Source organism: Mycetocola sp. JXN-3 (genome assembly GCF_014522285.1).
GTDB lineage: Bacteria > Actinomycetota > Actinomycetes > Actinomycetales > Microbacteriaceae > Mycetocola > Mycetocola saprophilus.
Genome location: NZ_CP041635.1, coordinates 683,594 through 701,592, shown reverse-complemented (window position 1 = coordinate 701,592; position 17,999 = coordinate 683,594). Strand labels below are relative to the sequence as shown.

19 protein-coding genes are annotated in these 17,999 nt (G+C 67.2%); 10 read left to right on the top strand and 9 right to left on the bottom strand.

The window, feature by feature from the left end:
* Positions 1 to 132 precede the first annotated feature (132 nt).
* Entirely contained in the window at positions 133 to 657 is a 525-nt protein-coding gene (locus C7C57_RS03225; protein WP_187977562.1) for a GNAT family N-acetyltransferase, read from the top strand.
* 58 nt (positions 658 to 715) lie between these two features.
* On the opposite strand, the gene C7C57_RS03220 is transcribed toward C7C57_RS03225, so the two are convergent.
* Positions 716 to 1,402 (bottom strand): response regulator transcription factor, encoded by a 687-nt coding sequence (locus tag C7C57_RS03220; RefSeq protein WP_030148211.1) that lies wholly within the window; start codon positions 1,400 to 1,402, stop codon positions 716 to 718.
* Positions 1,402 to 2,550, bottom strand: coding sequence for an ATP-binding protein (locus C7C57_RS03215; RefSeq protein WP_310503991.1), 1,149 nt, complete (start codon positions 2,548 to 2,550; stop codon positions 1,402 to 1,404). The genes C7C57_RS03220 and C7C57_RS03215 overlap by 1 nt, the downstream gene beginning before the upstream one ends.
* 191 nt (positions 2,551 to 2,741) lie before the next feature.
* On the opposite strand from C7C57_RS03215, the gene phoU reads away from it, so the two are divergent.
* On the top strand, positions 2,742 to 3,407 hold the full coding sequence (phoU, locus tag C7C57_RS03210) for a phosphate signaling complex protein PhoU (RefSeq protein WP_030148209.1): 666 nt from the start codon (positions 2,742 to 2,744) through the stop codon (positions 3,405 to 3,407).
* A 184-nt stretch (positions 3,408 to 3,591) separates the two neighbouring features.
* Positions 3,592 to 3,918: a type II toxin-antitoxin system HicB family antitoxin gene (locus C7C57_RS03205; RefSeq protein WP_187977561.1), complete on the top strand. Its 327-nt coding sequence runs from the start codon at positions 3,592 to 3,594 to the stop codon at positions 3,916 to 3,918.
* Positions 3,919 to 3,937: 19 nt separating this feature from the next.
* Here the strand turns inward: C7C57_RS03205 and C7C57_RS03200 are convergent, their stop codons facing one another.
* Both C7C57_RS03200 and C7C57_RS03195 read right to left on the bottom strand, forming a co-directional pair.
* Complete coding sequence (locus tag C7C57_RS03200) at positions 3,938 to 4,609, bottom strand: GntR family transcriptional regulator (protein ID WP_187977560.1); 672 nt, start codon at positions 4,607 to 4,609, stop codon at positions 3,938 to 3,940.
* Positions 4,610 to 4,637: 28 nt separating this feature from the next.
* Positions 4,638 to 5,660, bottom strand: a complete 1,023-nt coding sequence (locus tag C7C57_RS03195) for an ornithine cyclodeaminase family protein (RefSeq protein WP_187977559.1) — start codon at positions 5,658 to 5,660, stop codon at positions 4,638 to 4,640.
* 230 nt (positions 5,661 to 5,890) lie between these two features.
* On the opposite strand from C7C57_RS03195, the gene C7C57_RS03190 reads away from it, so the two are divergent.
* From C7C57_RS03190 to C7C57_RS03160, 7 genes are read left to right on the top strand one after another with little or no spacing between them, the layout of a single operon-like run.
* Complete coding sequence (locus C7C57_RS03190) at positions 5,891 to 6,811, top strand: ABC transporter permease (protein ID WP_187977558.1); 921 nt, start codon at positions 5,891 to 5,893, stop codon at positions 6,809 to 6,811.
* Positions 6,812 to 6,838: 27 nt separating this feature from the next.
* The gene (locus C7C57_RS03185; RefSeq protein WP_187977557.1) at positions 6,839 to 7,723 is read left to right on the top strand and encodes an ABC transporter permease; all 885 of its coding nucleotides are present in this window, start codon (positions 6,839 to 6,841) and stop codon (positions 7,721 to 7,723) included.
* Positions 7,720 to 8,550, top strand: a complete 831-nt coding sequence (locus C7C57_RS03180) for an ABC transporter ATP-binding protein (RefSeq protein ID WP_187977556.1) — start codon at positions 7,720 to 7,722, stop codon at positions 8,548 to 8,550. The genes C7C57_RS03185 and C7C57_RS03180 overlap by 4 nt, the downstream gene beginning before the upstream one ends.
* The gene (locus C7C57_RS03175; RefSeq protein ID WP_187977555.1) at positions 8,547 to 9,509 is read left to right on the top strand and encodes an ATP-binding cassette domain-containing protein; all 963 of its coding nucleotides are present in this window, start codon (positions 8,547 to 8,549) and stop codon (positions 9,507 to 9,509) included. The genes C7C57_RS03180 and C7C57_RS03175 overlap by 4 nt, the downstream gene beginning before the upstream one ends.
* A gap of 46 nt (positions 9,510 to 9,555) precedes the next feature.
* Positions 9,556 to 11,070 (top strand): ABC transporter substrate-binding protein, encoded by a 1,515-nt coding sequence (locus C7C57_RS03170; RefSeq protein WP_187977554.1) that lies wholly within the window; start codon positions 9,556 to 9,558, stop codon positions 11,068 to 11,070.
* Between the two features lie 5 nt (positions 11,071 to 11,075).
* Positions 11,076 to 12,296 carry an amidohydrolase family protein gene (locus C7C57_RS03165; RefSeq protein WP_223144782.1) on the top strand — a complete coding sequence of 407 codons (1,221 nt, stop codon included), beginning with the start codon at positions 11,076 to 11,078 and terminating at the stop codon, positions 12,294 to 12,296.
* Positions 12,290 to 13,189: an aspartate/glutamate racemase family protein gene (locus C7C57_RS03160; protein WP_187977553.1), complete on the top strand. Its 900-nt coding sequence runs from the start codon at positions 12,290 to 12,292 to the stop codon at positions 13,187 to 13,189. The genes C7C57_RS03165 and C7C57_RS03160 overlap by 7 nt, the downstream gene beginning before the upstream one ends.
* Before the next feature lie 65 nt (positions 13,190 to 13,254).
* On the opposite strand, the gene C7C57_RS03155 is transcribed toward C7C57_RS03160, so the two are convergent.
* The 5 genes from C7C57_RS03155 to C7C57_RS03135 all read right to left on the bottom strand — a co-directional run bounded on the left by C7C57_RS03155 (position 13,255) and on the right by C7C57_RS03135 (position 17,985).
* A complete protein-coding gene (locus C7C57_RS03155; protein ID WP_187977552.1) occupies positions 13,255 to 14,586 on the bottom strand; it encodes an FtsX-like permease family protein in 1,332 nt (443 codons plus the stop codon).
* Entirely contained in the window at positions 14,583 to 15,353 is a 771-nt protein-coding gene (locus C7C57_RS03150; RefSeq protein ID WP_187977551.1) for an ABC transporter ATP-binding protein, read from the bottom strand. The genes C7C57_RS03155 and C7C57_RS03150 overlap by 4 nt, the downstream gene beginning before the upstream one ends.
* A gap of 123 nt (positions 15,354 to 15,476) precedes the next feature.
* Positions 15,477 to 15,713: a hypothetical protein gene (locus tag C7C57_RS03145; RefSeq protein ID WP_187977550.1), complete on the bottom strand. Its 237-nt coding sequence runs from the start codon at positions 15,711 to 15,713 to the stop codon at positions 15,477 to 15,479.
* Between the two features lie 237 nt (positions 15,714 to 15,950).
* Positions 15,951 to 16,811, bottom strand: a complete 861-nt coding sequence (locus C7C57_RS03140) for an RNA polymerase sigma-70 factor (protein WP_187977549.1) — start codon at positions 16,809 to 16,811, stop codon at positions 15,951 to 15,953.
* Between the two features lie 4 nt (positions 16,812 to 16,815).
* On the bottom strand, positions 16,816 to 17,985 hold the full coding sequence (locus C7C57_RS03135) for an NAD(P)/FAD-dependent oxidoreductase (RefSeq protein ID WP_187977548.1): 1,170 nt from the start codon (positions 17,983 to 17,985) through the stop codon (positions 16,816 to 16,818).
* Positions 17,986 to 17,999 lie beyond the last annotated feature (14 nt).

The following is a 17,999-nucleotide window of genomic DNA, read 5'->3' as shown; positions in this document are numbered from 1 at the left end:
TTTTCACGCCGGGCATCGACGGTGGCTTCGGCTCGTCGGTGCCCGGTTTTGTGTTTCCCGGCACCGTGTGCGCACGGGAACGCCACGCCTGAACACCCCGATGTTTCGGGAACAGACCGAGGGAGCGCCCCGATGAACACGCTGATCACGATTCGGGAGGCGGACCCGACCGGGCCCGACGCGACGGCAGTTTCGGCCCTCCTGCGGGCATATCTCCAGCAGACCGAACGCGAAAAACGCGTGCATGCGGGCGAGGACGCGCCCGAGAACCTCGACGTCACCGTTCTGCCCGAAAAATATCAGCGGGAAGTCGACCAGCCCGCGGTTGCGCTCGCGAACTCCCGTATCCTCCTGGCCGAGAAACTCGGTCGGCCCGTGGGCATCGTGGTGCTGCATCCGGGCGGCGGAGCCACCGTGCCCGGCGGGGATGCCCCGGGCACCGAGATCAAGCGACTCTGGGTCTCTCCCGAGCATCGCGGCGGGGTCGGCCGGGCACTCCTGGAAGCCGCACTCTCCGAGGTTCAGGGCGCGGCGCTGCTGTCGGTGTGGGACTGGCGCCACGACGCCATCGGGCTCTATACACGCCTCGGCTTTGTCTCGATTCCCAGCCGGGATGGGCGGCCGCGCCTGGAGTGGCTTCGCCGCGCGGTACGTTAGGCGCGAGAACCCCACGCATCCGCCCGCACCACAACGCCCGCGGGAGCAGACTCCCGAGCTAGCCCTCCAGGCGGTAGCCCAGGCCGCGCACGGTGAGCAGCATCTTGGGCTCGGAGGGGACCGGCTCGATCCGCGAGCGGATGCGCTTGATGTGGACATCCAGGGTCTTGGTGTCCCCGAAGTAGTCGCTGCCCCACACGCGGTCGATGAGCTGTCCGCGGGTGAGTACCCGTCCGGTGTTGCGCATGAGCATTTCCAGCAGCTCGAACTCCTTGAGCGGCATCGCTACGGCCGTACCGTCCACCTCGACCGTGTGCCGGTTGAGGTCCATGGTCACGTTCCCTGCGCGCAGCACGGTGTCATCCAGCTCGTCACCCTCCTCATCGCCCCGGCGACGCAGGACGGCGCGAATGCGGGCGAGCAGCTCGCGGCTCTTATACGGCTTGGTCACGTAGTCATCGGCCCCGAGCTCGAGGCCCACCACCACGTCCACCTCGTCATCCTTGGCGGTCACCATGATGATCGGCACCGTGGATAGCGCGCGGATCTGCCGGCACACCTCGGTGCCCGAGATTCCCGGCAGCATGAGATCCAGCAGGATCACCTCGGGGTTATCGGTGTGGAACTTGGCCAGCGCGTCCGTTCCATTCTCGGCAAGCGACACGGTGTGCCCCTCGCGCTCCAGCAGGTACACCAGCGGTTCGCTGAGTGAAGCTTCGTCCTCAACAACCAGGATGCGAGCCATTACTTTTCCTCCAGGGATGTGGTTTCGATCTGAGCCCGGGCATCAGCCGATGCCTCGGGAAGTCTGATGGTGAAGGTGGACCCCTGGCCCACGCGGGACCACACTCGGGCCTCGCCACCGTGGTTCTGTGCCGTGTGCTTGACGATGGAGAGCCCCAGGCCCGATCCGCCGGTGGTGCGCGAGCGGGCCTGATCCACCCGGAAGAAGCGCTCAAACACCCGTTCGCGCTCCTCCTCGGCGATGCCCGGGCCCTGGTCGGTGACCGAGACCTCGACGATCCCGTCACGCACGGCCAGGCCCACGCCCACGCGAGTGGCGTCCGGGGAGTAGGCGATCGCATTGTTCACCAGGTTGTGCACGGCCACCACGAGCAGGGCCCGGTCACCGATCACGACGGCATCGGAGACGGTTCGGGAAATGACCTCGACCCCGTGGGATTCGGCGATCACCTTATTCTGCTCGACCGCGGCCTTGACCACATCGGCCATGTCCACCAGCGCCGGCTTCCCGATCGCCTCGGCGGACTGCAGTCGGGAGAGGTTGATGATGTCGGCGGTGATCTTGGTCAGCCGCTCGGCCTCCACCTCCAGGCGGGTGGCGAAGGAGCGTACCCGCTCGGGATCATCGGCGGCGGGATCAAGCGCATCGGCCAGCAGCGAGATCGCGCCGATCGGGGTCTTGAGCTCGTGGGAGATGTTGGCGATGAAGTCGCGGCGCACCTCATCCAGGCGCAGCCGCTCGGTCTGATCCTCCACCAGGATCAGCACGTAGCGTGTGCCCAGGCGTGCCCCACGGGCGAGGACCTGACGGTCAAGCTCGCCGAACTGGTCGGGGCGCAGGGCAAATTCGCGGGTGGTGGGCAGCCCGGTGTCGCGCACCACGTTGGCCAGCGCGTCGAGCTCCTCGTGGGTTACGTGGCCGTCCCGCACCAGGCCCAGCGTGAACGCCGCGCTCGATGCCTTGACCACGTTGCCCGAGGGGTCCACGACCACGCCCGCGCTTTCGATCGCATCCAGAACCTGCGATACCCCCTCCGGCACGCGGGGTGCGGCAACGGCGGCCACCCGACGTCCGCGCTGAGCGGCCACAAAGAACAGGAGGGTAAACCCGGCCCCCAGGACAAGTCCCAGGACCAAAGTGGAAGTCACCAACAGGGTTGAGTGCATACGACTAGATTAGGGGGCAGTGCACCCGGTTACCCAACGGCAACCATCCCAACCAGGGCTTTTAGTGTCGCGTTTACGTAATCGGCACCAACTGTTAACCTTGACCGGGCATTCTAATGCGGTGCCGCCAATCCTTCGGCCCGCACCACACACCCGTTCACACGAGGAGAAGCATGCGTCAGGTATTCCAGCAGGAGTTGCGAGAGGTTCAGGATCGTCTGATCGCCATCTCGGAGCTCGTGACGATCTCGATTGAGAACGCCGTGCGCGCTTTCAACGAGTCGGATGTGGCAATCGCCGAGGGCGTGATCGAGAACGACACCCGCATCGACGTCCTCACTCGCGCCCTGGACGAACTCGCCATCAACATTCTTGCCCGCCAGCAGCCGGTCGCCCGCGACCTGCGCACCGTCGTCTCGGCCCTGCGGATCTCCGCATCGCTCGAGCGCATGGGTGACATGGCCGAGCACATCGCCCAGCTTGCCCGCTACCGTTTCCCGGAGCGCGCGGTACCCAAGGGTCTGCGCTCGACCTTCGCCGAGATGGGTCGTCTGGACGTGGAGATCTCGCGCAAGCTCACCGAAATGCTGCGCAACCAGGATGTGGAACTCGCCGAGGAGATCCTCACCGACGATGACCGGGTTGATGACCTGCACGTCGCCGTCTTCGAGAAGGTTCTGGGTGACTCCTGGAAGGGTGAGGCCACCGCAACCGTGGACGCCACCCTCGCCTCCCGCTACCACGAGCGCTTCGCCGACCACGCGGTCTCGATCGCCAAGAAGGTCCAGTACCTCGCCACCGGCGACTGGACCCCGGAGTCGGACGACAACGCGCTCTAGTCCGGCCCGTCACAAACCCCGCGGAACCTCGGTTTCGCGGGGTTTTTGCTGCGCCCAAACATCACAACCGCGCTTCTCATGCTAGTATCACTATTGATACTGCAATTGATATTCGAGGCAGGGCAAAGGCCTATCAGGTGAAGCAGGTACTTGCCGCGATAGCTAAATTGACGGGGGAATCCGCATGATTCACGCAGATCACTACACGTATCGAGTCCGCTGGTCCGGGGAGGACACCGGATTCCTGGGCACCGTCGCCGAGTTCCCCGCGCTCTCCTGGTTCGCCGAAACCTCACGGGACGCCTTCACCGGGATTAACCAACTCGTCGCCGAAGTGCTGGCAGACATGGAGCTCACCGGCGAGACGATCCCCGGCCCGCTCTCGGACCGCGCCTATTCCGGGAAGTTCCTCGTGCGCATCGCACCCGAACTCCACCGCAATCTCGCGATCGAGGCCGCGGAACAGCAGGTATCACTCAACCGGCTCATCTCCATGCGCCTCGCGAGCTAGCCGAACGGCAAAAGCGGGTCTATTCGGCTTTCTCTCCGAGGTGGCCGGCGAGGGCCGCGAAGGTGGGGACGCGGCCGCCCTCGACATGGGCGCTGGCGAGGAACCGGGCGAGAGCACCCTCGCCTGCGGCGATCGCCTCGACCAGGTGGCGATGCTCGGAGCACTGCACGTCGGTGTCGCGGTCGGAGGTGAGGAAGAAGATCCAGTTCATCCGCACCAGGACCGGACGCATCATCTGGCGCAGCAGTTCGTTGTCCGCCAGGTCGAGGATGACTCGGTGTAGGTCGGCGTTGGTCGCCGCGATGGTGATCGGATCGCCCTGCTCGATCGCTGCCACGGCATCGGCGAACGCCCGGTGCAACGGTTCCGGGTCCGCCCCCGCCGCCACGCGCCGCGCCGCATACTCGGCGGCCAGCGGTTCCAGCGCCAGACGCACCTCAAACAGGTCCGTCACCGAGGCGTGATCCCAGCTGTGCACCACCGCGCTGCGGCGCGGGTTGGTGCGGATCAGGCCGTCGCGTTCGAGCAGCGGCAGCACCTCGCGAATCGGCACGCGAGACACGTTCAGGTCGGCGGCCAGGGTCGTCTCGGGAAGCTTCGCCCCCTGCGGGTACTCCCCCAGGATGATGCGCTCACGCAGGGTTGCGTAGAGCGCACCCACCAGGGAGTCCTCGGCCGATACCCGTGTCATCGCGACCCCTTCTTCAACGCCGTCATGCTCATGATACGGGAGTGCGCACCGGACGCAGCTGGACCTGCAGACCATCCTCGTGAGCTTCGGAACGCCCCAGGAAGTACTCGGCCGCCGCCAGGTCCTGCAAGCCGATGCCGACGCTGTTGAACACGCTGAGTCCGCGGGGCCGAGCGACCTCGCCGGCGAGGATCCGCCCGAGTTCGATCGGCTCGGTCTCGCCCAGTGTGCCCGCGGCGATTGCGTCTCGAATATTGCCGGACTCGGCCAGGGCGATCGGCAGCACATCCACCACGGTGAGGGTCGCGCGCCCGAACACGTCGGGGGTCAGCTCGCGGAACAGGGGGCGCGGCGGGGAACCCACCGCATTGACGTGTACGCCCTCGCCCAGCAGGTCCGGGGTGATCAGCGGGTCGCGCGCGGGGGTCAGCGTGCAGACGATCCCGGCACCAGCGAGGGCCGCGCGCAGGTTCGTGGTCGCGCTCAGGCTGACGCGGGCGAAGGCGGGCTCGGCGCTCAGGGTCGCCACCGCGGTGTCCGATCCGGCCGGGGTCCGAGACCAGAACCGGATCTCGCGCAGGGGCATCGCCGAGACCAGCGCCCGCGCATGCTCCAGCGCCAGGGCCCCGGCTCCCACAATCGTCACCACATCGGCCCCCGCGGGCGCCAGCGCCAGGGTTGCCGCCACGGTGACCGCGGCCGTGCGGGTGCGAGTCAGAACCGCCCCGTCGATTAGCGCCCGGCATTCCCCGGTCTCGGCCGAAAAGAGCGCGACGGTCGAGCGCTGCGCGGGAATCCCGCGCTCACGATTATGCGGGGCATCGGCCAGCGCCTTGAGGACATAGCCCCCGGTGCTCGCCCGGTATCCGGTCATCGGGATGATCTGGGCGGGTGCCGGATCGGTGTCGGCCGGATTGCGGATCGAGCGCGGCACGGGCTGGATCGCCACGCCGCGGGCATGGTCCAGATGGATCTCGCGCATTGCCGCGATCAGGCCTGGCCATTCGACCAGACGCGCGCAGTCTTCGCCGGTCAGGAGCACTGTGGTCATATCAGTCCTTGTATACAGAATCAGGAGCGGATGCGATTGAACCCGCTGAACACGTTCCCAGTATGCGGTGTAGTTGAGCGATTTGCAACACGCTCAGATCACCGCAATTACCGCGAAATACCCGCGGATATGCCGGGACTGACTTTTGTTACCGGCCCGTAACAGGATGTGATCCGCCCGAAACAATCCCGGGTCACTATGTATACAAAGATCCCGTTTGAAAGGCAAACATGGCTCGATACGTCCTCCGCCGCCTGATCCAGGCCGTCGTGACCCTCGCCATCGTGGTGAGCCTCACGTTTGTCTTCGGTCGCCTGAGCGGCAGCCCCGCGGCGATCCTGCTCACCGAGAACGCCCCGCAGTCACAGATCGACGCCCTCAACCACCGCCTCGGCTTCGACCTGCCGATCTGGCAGCAGTACCTCAACTACATGGGCGGCGTGCTGCACGGCGACTTCGGCGACTCCTACCGTCAGCCCGGCGTCCCCTCGATGCAGCTGGTCTTCGAGCGCATCCCGGCCTCCTTCCAGCTCGGCTTCGCCGGACTCGCGGTGGGGCTGCTGCTGGCGCTGATCGCCGCGGTCAGCATTCACCTCACCGGCCGGCGATCGCTGCGCACGATCTTCCTGGGTTTCGGATCGCTGCGCCAGGCCATCCCCGACTTCTTTTTCGGTCTGCTCCTGGTCCTCGTCTTCTCGGTGGGGCTGGGCGTGCTGCCCTCGCTCGGCAACGCCGACTGGCGGGCCATGATCATGCCGGTGCTGACCATCGCCACCGGACAGTTTGTGGTCTACACCCGGCTGATGGATAACGCACTGAGTGAGCAGAGCGTTTCCGATTACACCCGCACCGCGTATGCCCGCGGCGAGCGCCACGGCACCGTGGTCCTCACCGAGACGCTCCCCAACGCGCTCCTTCCGGTCCTCACCGTGGCCGGCATCAACCTCGGCACCTTCCTCGGCGGCCTGGTCATCGTGGAAAACGTATTCGCCTGGCCGGGCCTGGGCCAGCTGATGCTCGGTGCCGTGTACTCGCGGGACTTCCCGGTGGTGCAGTCGGCGCTGATCATCATCGCGGTGATCTTTGTGGTTGCCAACCTCCTGGTTGACCTGATCTACGGCCTCGTTGACCCCCGTGTCCGCCTCTCCTGATTTCCCCCGTCCCGAAGTGAGGATCTGATGACCACCACCGCCTCCCCCGCCACCGTCGCGGCACCGCGTGCCCGCCGGTTCCGCATCACCGGACCGCTTGTGGGCACCGTGCTCGTGGGCATCGTGGTGCTGTTTTGTCTGCTGTATCCGCTGCTGCCCGGCTATGACGCGTATACCCAAAACCTCGACAAGATGCTGCTGGGTCCGCTGACCGATCCGGCGCATCCGCTGGGCACCGATGCCCTCGGCCGCGATGAGGCCAGCCGGCTCGCGCTGGCCGGGCGGATCACCCTGGGCATCGTGGTCGCGATCGTCGCTGTCAACGCGCTGATCGGCCTGGTGGTCGGGACCTCCGCCGGCTACCTCGGCGGCAAGGTGGACACCGTGCTGATGGGCTGGGCCGACGTCCAGCTTGCGCTCCCCGTCATCCTGGTCCTGATCGCCCTTTCCGCGGCCCTCGGCCCGAGCGTCTGGCTGATGATCATCGTGCTCGCCGCAACCTACTGGGTCGGTTACGCCCGGGTCGCCCGCGGCACCGCGCTGAGCCTGCGCGAACGCGACTTTGTGATCGCCCCACGCATCCAGGGGGCCAGTCGCTGGTGGACCGCCCGCAAGCACATCATGCCCAACGTGGCCGTGCAGATCCTCATTCTGGCCTCGACCGATATCGGCGGTGTGATGCTGCTGACCTCCTCATTCGACTTCCTGGGCCTCGGCGTCCAGGCTCCCACCCCGAGCTGGGGTCTGATGATCTCCGAGGGACAGAAGTACATCCGTCAGGCACCTCACCTGGCCCTGGTGCCCGGAATCGCGATCTTCCTGGTCATCATCGGCACCAACCTGATCAGCCAGCGCTTCACCGCCGAGGGTTCGGCCCTGTTCCGCATCGCCAAGAAGGGAAAGCGCGCATGAGTATCCCCACCCCGCTGCTGGAGGTGCGCGACCTGCGCATCGCCACCACCGCCCCCGATGGAAGCGTGCGCGAGCTCGTGCACGGGGTCAGCCTCACGGTGCATCCGGGCGAGGTCCTGTGCCTGGTGGGAGAATCCGGTTCGGGCAAGAGCCTCACGATGCTCGCCGTGCTGGGGCTGCTGCCCCCGGGGGTCGAGGTGACCGGCGGCCAGATCCTGGTGGACGGGATCGACGTCGCGGGCCTGGACGACAACGAACTGCGGGTGCTGCGCGGCGGCCGGGTCGGCATGGTGTTCCAGGATCCGATGACCGCGCTCAACCCGGTCAAGCGGGTCGGGAACCAGGTCGCCCGAGCCGTGAAGGTGCACCAGCCCACGCTCTCCACCGCCGAGACCCGAGTCCGCGCCGCCGAGCTGCTGGAACAGGTCGGGGTGCGCGATGCCGCCGAACGCGCCCGCGCTTATCCGCACCAGTGGTCCGGCGGCATGCGCCAGCGCGCGGTGATCGCTATGGCCATCGCCAATAATCCCGGACTGCTGATCGCCGACGAGCCCACCACCGCGCTGGATGTGACCGTGCAGGCGCAGATCATGCGGGTGCTCGCCGAGGCCCGCCGCGACACCGGGGCCGCCCTGGTGATGATCACCCACGACCTGGGCCTGGTCGCCCAGGTGGCCGACCGGATCTGCATCATGCGCTCGGGCGAGATCGTCGAGCAGGGCAGCGTCTGGGATATCTTCGATCGCCCAGACCACCCCTATACCCGGATGCTGCTGAGCTCGATCCTGGGCGTTCCCACCACCAATCCCGAGGGAGTTTCGGCATGAGCGACACCGCCACCAGCACCGGACCGATCGAACATCTGACCCGGACCCCGGTCGCCACCGATGCCCCGGTGGTCCTGGAGGTCGCCGACCTCGCGGTGACCTTCCGCGGCTCGGGCCGCCGCCGCGAACCCGTGCGCGCGGTGGACGGCGTGAGCCTGACCCTGCACCGCGGCGAAACCCTGGGCCTGGTTGGCGAATCCGGCTCCGGCAAGTCCACGCTGGTGCGCACCCTGTTCGGGCTAAACGCTCCCACCCGCGGGAGCATCCGCATCCTCGACCAGGACCCCAATGCGCTGAACGGCCGAGACTTGCGCCGCCTGCGCAACCGCATGCAGATGGTGTTCCAGGACCCCTACTCCTCGCTCAACCCGCGCCTCACGACCCACGACATCGTGGCCGAGCCGCTGCGGCTGATGGGGCGCTACGACCGCAGCCGGGTGATCCAGCTGCTCGCGGATGTGGGCCTCGGCGAGGACGTGCTGGGCCGTCGCCCGGCACAGTTCTCCGGCGGCCAGCGCCAGCGCATCGGCATCGCCCGCGCGCTCGCGCTCAACCCCGAGATCCTGGTGCTGGATGAGCCGGTGTCGGCGCTGGATGTGTCGGTGCAGGCGCAGGTGATCAACCTGCTGATCCGGTTACAGGAGCAGCACGGGCTCTCCTACCTCTTTATTGCCCACGATCTCTCGGTGGTGCGCCACCTCTCCGACCGGATCGCCGTCATGCGCGCCGGGCAGATCGTGGAGACCGGACCCGCCGAGCGCGTGTTCCACCATCCCGAGGATGCGTACACCCGCGAGCTGCTCGCGGCGATCCCGATCCCCGATCCGCACCGTCGCGGTGCGTTGACCGGGGCGATCCCCACGCCGAACCCGGGCACCGCCGGCCCGCGTCCCGGAACACTCGGCCTCGCCGATTCCCGACGCGACGGTTCCGCCGGCCCGCTCTCCTCGGCCGCCTAGACTCCCCACCCCACCCGCACCACCGATCCCTGAAATGAGTACCGCAATGAGACGTTCCCTCACTGCCACCCTGGCACTCTCGGTTGCCGCGACCCTGCTGCTGGCCGGTTGCTCGGCCGGCGCCGCCGGAGGCTCCGCCGATCACACGCTGACCATCGGCCAGGTGGCCGAGCCGGAGAAGTCGCCGGATCCCATCATGGACGGCTCCCTGGCCGGCTACAACTACTACTACAACGAGTTCGACCAGCTGACCCAGCTCAGCGCCGACGGCGAGCTGACCCCGCGCCTGGCCACCAAGTGGACCCCGAACGCCGACTTCACCACCTGGACCTTCACGATCCGCACCGACGCCAAGTTCAGCAACGGCGACCCGGTCACCGCCGAGGATGTGGCCTACACCTACAACAAGATCCTCGCCTCCCCCGACTCGGACAACCTCGGCTACATGGAAACGCTGAAGGCCGTGCGGGCCACCGCCAAGGACACCGTCGAGTTTGACCTCAACGCCCCCTTCTCGCCGTGGCCCTCGATCACCACCGCGATCTCGATCGTCCCCGAGAAGGTCTACGAGAAGCTCGGCTCGGACGGGTTCGCCAAGGCCCCGGTGGGCAGCGGACCGTTCAAGTTTGAAAGCTACACCCGCGGCGTGAACTACACGATGGTTGCAAACCCCGACTACTGGGGCAAGGCCCCCGAAACCAAAAAGGTGGTGTTCCAGACCGTCGGAGATGAGGATGCCCGCCTCAACGGTGTAATCTCCGGCAGCCTCGATATCGCGCTGATCTCCCCCAACCAGGCCACCGGCTTCAACGCCCCCGGGGCCTCGGTCAAGAGCCGCACCGGCAACGGTTCGGTGTTCCTCGGCATCAACTCCACCGCGGGGGTGCTCGCCGATGCCAAGGTGCGTCAGGCCATCTCGCTGGCCATCGATGAGAAGTCGCTGGTGTCCAAGGTCCTCTCGGGCAGTGGCACCGCCAACGACCAGGTCATCGCCCCCTCGGTCGCCGGTTATGTCAAGGATGCGGCCACCCACGAGTTCGACCCGGAAAAGGCCAAGTCGCTGCTCGCCGAGGCCGGATATAAGGGTGAGAAGATCACCTTCCAGTACGCGACCAGCGGCCGCATCCCGCTCTCCTCGAACGTGGCTCAGGCGATCCAGGGCTACCTCAAGGCCGTGGGCCTGAACATCGAGCTCGCCGGGACCGATCAGGCCACCCTGTCCTCGATCATCTACTCCACCGTGAATGCCGCCGGCATCTACCTCAACACCTGGGCACCCTCGACCCTGGATGGTGACATGCCCGTCACCAACCTATTCGCCGGTGGCCAGAACGACTACGCCAAGGATGCCGCCGCCAAGGATCTGGTGCTCAAGCAGCGCACGGTTTCCGGCGACGAGCGCACGGCGGTCTTCGCCCAGCTGCATAAGCTGAACGTGGAACAGGCCCACATCATCGGGCTCTACACCCCGAACACCGACTATGCGGTCCGCGACGGCATCACCTGGAAGCCTCGCGCCGACGGCGAGTTCGTGATCGCCGACATCACCTATGCGAAGTGAGTGACATGACAACCGCCCTGCTGATTACCAACGTGCGTCCCTGGGGTGCCGAAACCACCGATGTGCTGCTTTCGGGCGGAGTGATCGTGGCGGTCGGGGCCGAGGTCGCCACCCATCCCTCGGCCCCCACGGCCGAGATCCTGGACGGCGAAAACCGCCTGCTGGTTCCCTCCTTCTCCGACACCCACGTGCACCTGGACTCGACCCGGCTGGGCCTGCCCTTCCGCCCCTACTCGGGCGAACCCGGACGAGACGGACGCATCTACAACGACCGCGCCAACTGGCGCTCGGCCGAGAAGTCGGTGACCGAGCGGGCAACCTATACGCTCGAGCGGATGATCGCCCACGGTGCCACCCGGGTGCGCTCCCACGCCCAGGTGGATGCCGACTCGGGCCTGGAGAAGTTCGCCGGGGTCCTGGCTGCCCGCGAGGCCTATGCGGACCGGGCGGACGTGGAGATCGTGGTGTTCCCGCAGGTCGGGATCCACCGCGAGCCCGGCGTCCCCGAGCTGATGTCCGAGGCGCTGCGCTCGGGTGGCAACCTGGTGGGCGGGATCGACCCGTGCGAGATCGACCGCGATCCGGTCCGCCACCTCAACACCGTGTTTGAGCTCGCCGAGCGTCACGGCGCGGGCGCGGACATTCACCTGCACGAGGCCGGACTGCTGGGCCTGTTCTCGATGGACCTGATCTTCGAGCGGGTGCGCGCGCTGAGCATGCAGGGTCAGGTCTCGATCTCGCACGCCCCGGCGCTCGGCAGCGGGCTGCCGCAGGTGGACAAAGCCCTCGAACAGATCGCCGAGCTGGACATCGCGATCACCCACATTGCCCCCTCGGGTGGCGGCTGGGTGCTGCCGCTCGAGCGGATGGCCGCCGCGGGCATTCGCGTGGGCCTGGGCATGGACGGTCAGCGCGACTACTGGTCGCCCTACGGTAACGCGGACATGCTGGACCGCACCTGGCAGCTGGCGTTTGTGCAGAACTACAACCGCGACGAGCAGATCGAAAACGCGCTGGAACTGGCAACCTGGGGCGGGGCGCGGGTCATCAACCGTGAGCTGGGCGCCGCCGGGACCGGACGTCCCGGCGTGGCCGTGGGTGACCCGGCCGAGCTGGTGCTGGTCACCGGCGAAACCCCGACCTCGGCGGTCATGGATCGTCCGGCGATCGGCCGAGTGGTGATTCACGCGGGACGCGTGGTCGCCCGAGACGGCGAGCTGTGCTGAGCAACCTGCTGCCGACGATCCTCGTGGTGAACTGCAATACCGATGAGCAGGTCACCGCGGGGATCGCCCGCACCGCGCAGGCGGCCGCGCGCACCTCGGTGGTGCGCGCGGTGCAGCCCACCTGGGGTCCCACCTCCGCCGAGGGGTACCTGGAAAGCTATCTCAGCGCGGCCGCGGTAATCGAGCGGGTCGCCCAGGAGCGCACCTACGATGCGGTGGTGCTCGCCGGATTCGGGGAGCACGGACGCGAGGGGGTGCGCCAGCTGGCGAACGTTCCGGTGGTGGACATCACCGAGGCGGCGGTCTTCACCGCTTGCCTTATTGGGCACCGTTTCGGCGTGGTGACCACGCTGGAATCCACGCTCGCCGGGATCACCGACACGATCGAGCTGATCGGCCTCTCGGGCCGCTCGGCGGGCGTGCGCGCCTCGGGAATCCCGGTGTCGCATGCGGGGGCGGCCGGTGCTCGAACATCGGAAACGAGCACGGTTGCAGCCTCAGCGGCGGGAATGCTCCCGGCATCTCAATCGGTTCCGACCTCGCAGGCGCGTGTGCTTCCGGCTTCGGAGGCCAACACTCACCGAGCCTCGGTGTCCCTCACGGATCCCGGCCTGGATGCGCTGGAGCGCGAGTCTCGGGTTCTGCTGGATGCTGGAGCCGACGTGATTGTGCTCGGCTGCGCGGCCTTCGGAGGGCTCGATCGGCGCCTGTCCGAACGCCTGGGCGGCGTCCCGGTGGTGGACGGGGTGGGCCAGGCCGTGCGCCTGGCCGAAACCCTGCTCTCCGCCGGTCTCTCCACCAGCAAGCACGGCCCGTTCGCTCCCCCACGCGCCAAGGTGTGGACCGAGCGCACCCTCCCGCTGCCGGCCAAAATCAGCCGGCCGGGAGTCTAGCCCGGCATCAACGACACCGCGACACAGACGGCACCGCGATCCGCTCGGATCGCGGTGCCGTCTTGCTATTCGGCGGCGAGAGCGCCGAGGGGCGATGCCCGCCTGGCCGCAACCACCGGAATCAGGGTTGCCGCGCCGAGAAGGATCAGCCCGACCCCGGCAAGGACCGCAATCGGGATCAGATCAATACTGACGCCCGGTGCACCGGCCAAGAGTGCAACAAGAACCGTGGCGGTGATGACGGCCACGGCCGCCAGGATCATCGCCGTCACCACGTAGATGACCGACTCCCAGAAGGCCGTCGCGACGTGGGTGCCGGGGGTTGCACCGGCCGAATCCAGCAGCGCCCGTTCCCTCCGGCGATCCCCATTGGTGATGTAAACCGCGGAGGCCGAGGCCACCAGGGAGATCAGAAGCGGGCCGCCAAACATCAGCAGAATCTCTCTCGGGTCCAAACCGTACTGGGCCGCGTCTGCCCCCGCAGCGGTAGCCAGGGTGTTTCCGGCGCTATAGACACCGGCGACAAGGCCCATGGCGAGCATCAGCGGGCTGATTGCCGAGGTGGTAAGCCCCACCCGATACTGGGCGGCATTTCGTGCGAGATACCACGAGCTACTCGCGGTCGCCGGGATCGCCCGCGTCCAGAGGGAAATCACCGCCGGGTACAGCACGGGGGCGGCAATCACGCAGGCAACCAGCAACAGCGGCGCAAAAAATGGCGCGTTTGTCGCGACACTGGACAGGGATTCACCGGACCGCGTGACCGCGATCCCCACCGTCACCCCACACAGAACCACGGCAAGTCCCACTCGGATCCACTGGACAATGCCGCCGGGCGCTTCCGGCTCTCGCAGAATCTGGACCGGCGACGTCCGCGATGCTCGGCGCGCTCCGCCGAGACCTGACAGCCCCACAAACAGGATCGTGCAGGCCGCGGCCACGAGTGCCGCCCATGGCTGAATAGACACCTGCGCCGTTGCTGGGTCGGCCCAGACACTCAACACGTATCGGAAAACGGGGGTGAATATCCAGGTCCCGATCAGCGCCCCCAGTGCCGAACCCACGGTCGCCGTGACCAGGATCTGCGCGGAAAAGGTCCAGTACACCGCGCGCGGGCTGAACCCGATCAGTTGCCACAGCGCGATCTGGCGTCGCTGCACGGTGACCACAAGGTTTGAGGTACTTCCGATCACCACGATGCCGGCGACCACGGTGAAAAACACCACGGCTACCGAGGTTGCGGCGATGAGTGCGCCCAGATCCCCGGGGTTAGCAACCGCCGAGGTCAGCGTATAGGCGACGTAGGTGAAGGCGGCCGCGACGGCCGCCGATACGGCAGCCAGTCCCACCCACACGCGGTACCCACGGATCACATCGGCGAAAATAAGCGCGATCACGCGGTTACCGTCGACGTGGCCGGCGGAAGTGTTATCGAGGCGAAGATGTCCTCCACGGTGGGCCGCACCAGCTCACGCTGGATGCGCCCATCGCGCAGGACCAGAACCCGGTCCGCGCGCGCGGCCGCTTCCATATCATGGGTTACCATCACCACAGCGGTTCCCGACGCCGCTGCCTGCTGAAGCAGATCCAGCACCACCGCACCCGAGCGGCTATCCAGGGCACCGGTGGGTTCATCGGCAAAGACAACCCGGGGTTGGGCTGCCAGCACCCGGGCAATGGCGACACGTTGCTGTTGCCCTCCCGACAGCTCGGCGGGACGGTGCGAACCCCGCCCACCCAGACCCACCTGATCGAGGAGGACGTCCACGGCCGGCCGATCCACTCGCTTTCCGCTCAGCCGAGCGGGCAGCGCGACGTTCTCACGCACGGTGAGCGAGGCCACCAGGTTATAGGCCTGAAAAATGAACCCCACACTGTCTCGTCGAAGTTTCGCGAGGCGGGCGCGGCTCAGCCCCCGCAGCGGCACACCCATCAGGCTGATCTCACCCGTGTTTGCCGGTTCCAGACCGGCGAGGCAATACAGCAGGGTGGATTTGCCCGATCCACTGGGGCCAACCAGCGCGATAAATTCGCCCGGGAGCACACGAACATCCACGTCCGAAATCACGGGAACGGCTGGATTTCCCCGCCGGGCAGGAAAGGTTTTACCGACGCCTCTGGCGTCTAGAACCGGCGTCTTCGCCGAAGCATTCTCATTTTGCACACAGATATTTTCACACAAACACTCAGGCGAGAAGGCTGCGGCACCGCGCCGCCCCCGAACGATCAGGCAGCCCGTGTGCCGAGCTCACCGGCCAGGCGATGGACCCGAAACTTCACCCCTGGTTCAGCGTCTGCGCACCCGCCCGCTGGGAGCCGAGTCCTCGGTGATTTCGGCGCCGTGCAGCCAGACCCGCTCAACCACGCCGTGCAGGGTGCGGCCGTCAAAGGCCGAGATCTTGTTGCGGTGGGCGAGGTGTTCGGCGTGCACGGTGAACGCGGCGTCGGGGTCGAAGGCGATCAGGTGGGCGCGGTTGCCGACCCTGATGCTGCGCTCTCCGCCGAGCTCTCCACCAGCAAGCACGGCCCGTTCGCACCCCCACGCGCCAAGGTCTGGACCGAGCGCACCCTCCCGCTGCCGGCCAAAATCAGCCGGCCGGGGGTGTAAAAACCATGCCCCCGAGATCACGCACGTTCTCTTGTGCGACGGTGATCAGCGACATACACTGATCGCGAAGAGCAGCAGACAGGATCTGCTCGCCACTACGGTAAGAGCCCCACAGCGTGGGGCTCTTACTTTATCTGCGACAATGCACGTGCGCTATGACCGCGCCAGCGCGCCCAGCTTGTCCGGGTTGCGCACCAGGTAGACGGCGCTGACCCGGTCCCGGTCGGATTCGACCAGGGCCACCAGATCCACCCGGTCCCCGCTCCAGACGATGACCGCGGGCATGCCGTTGACCGAGGCCGGTTCGATCCGCATGTCCGGCAGCGGTTTTTGGGCGATCCCCAGCAGGAAGCGAACGATATTCTCGGCCCCCAGCACGGGCTTTCGGGCCGCGGAGACGCGTCCGCCACCATCGGAGAGCAGCACCGCACCCGGGGCCAGCACATCCATCAGGGACTGCACGTCTCCGCCCTGCAGCGCGGTCAAGAAGCGGTCGGCGACGGCGCGCTGCCGCCGCGTATCCACGTCGAACCGCGGCCGTCGGGCGCGCACGTGTGCCCTGGCCCGGCTGGAAATCTGACGCACGGCCACCACCGATTTCTCGGTGGCCTCGGCGATCTCCGCATACGGGAAGTCGAACACCTCCCGCAGCACAAACACCGCCCGCTCCTCCGGGGACAGGGTTTCCAACACCACCAGCATCGCGAAGGACAGCGATTCGCCAAGCTCCGCGTGATCGGCCACATCGGGGGTGGTGAGCAGCGGCTCGGGCAGCCACGGTCCGATGTAATCCTCCCGCCGGCGCTGGGCGGCGCGCAGCGCGTTGAGGGCCTGACGCGTCACGATCTTGGCCAGATAGGCCCGTGGATTCTCGATTGCCGACCGGTCCGCCGCCGACCAGCGTAGAAAACTCTCCTGCACCACGTCCTCGGCCTCGACCGCCGAGCCGGTGATCTCATAGGCGATCGTGAACAGCAGCGATCGATGTTCGGCAAATACCTCCGTGCCACTCATCGCGCTACCGGGTGGGGGTGAGCCGGGGGCCGCGGGGCCAGCCGAAGGAACCGCTGCGGCGCCGTTCGCCCCGCAGCCACGACAGCGTCATCCCACATACCCGTTCCTTTGTGATGCCCGCGAGTCGGCCCCGCAGGATGAAACGTCGCGGCCGATCATCGGCGTGCAGCGTCTGAATTAGCCCGGATGTACGGCCCAGGCTGATGCAGGCGATCATATACCCGATCGAGAGCGGGGCCCGTTCCTTCCCCGTGAGCAACGCGATGATGTTCTGGGCCGCGTGTGCGCCGAGCGGCAGCGCCGACGCACAGCTCATCCGCAGGTGGCCGGCGACCTTCCGCGGGGCCAAGATCGCATCCCCCGCACCAAAGATGTTTGGGTAGCGCGGGCAGGACAGGGTCTCGTCCACCAGGAGTCGGCCAAACTCGTCCACGGGGAGGCCGCTGAGACTCGCCAGCTCGGGGACGCCGAATCCACCGGTCCAGACCGTACATACCGAGTCCAGGGTGCGCCCATCCGCGGTCACCAACGCCGAGTCCTCGCAGCGCTGCACGGTCGTGTGAGTGAGCGTCTCGATCCTCAGCGCCGCGAGTTTGGTGGCGATCGTCCGCTGTCCGGCCGCCGAGAGGTTCGCGCCGATCTCGCCGCGGGAGATCAGCCGGATGCGCAGTCGCGGATAGGCCTCGGCGATTTCGGTGGCTGCTTCGATCCCGGTCGCGCCCGCCCCCACCACGCTGACGGTCGCCCCGACGTCCAGGGCCGACAGGCGCGCGTGCAGCCGTCGCGCTTCCTCGGGATCCCGCAGCCCATATGCCCCCGACGGCACGGATTCGGCGGGCTGGGTACTGCCCACGGCATAGAGCAACACGTCATAGTCCAGCGTGGGTTCCCCGGAGGCCAGGTGGACCCGACGCCGTTCCGGGTCGATGCGCACCGCGGTGCCCTCGATCAGCTCGGCATCGGCGTGCAGCAGCGAGCGCATCGGGACGGTGGCCGACTCCCGGGTGCCCGCGGCGAGCTCGTGCAGCCGGATCCGCTCAACAAACTCGGGCCGGCGATTCAGCACGCTCACGCGCACCGATCCCGATAGTTCCGGGCTTCCGGCGAGCCTGTTGGCCGCCATCACCCCGGCATATCCGGCACCGATAATGACCACTCGGGTGGGCGCTGACATGGGGAGTCCTCTCG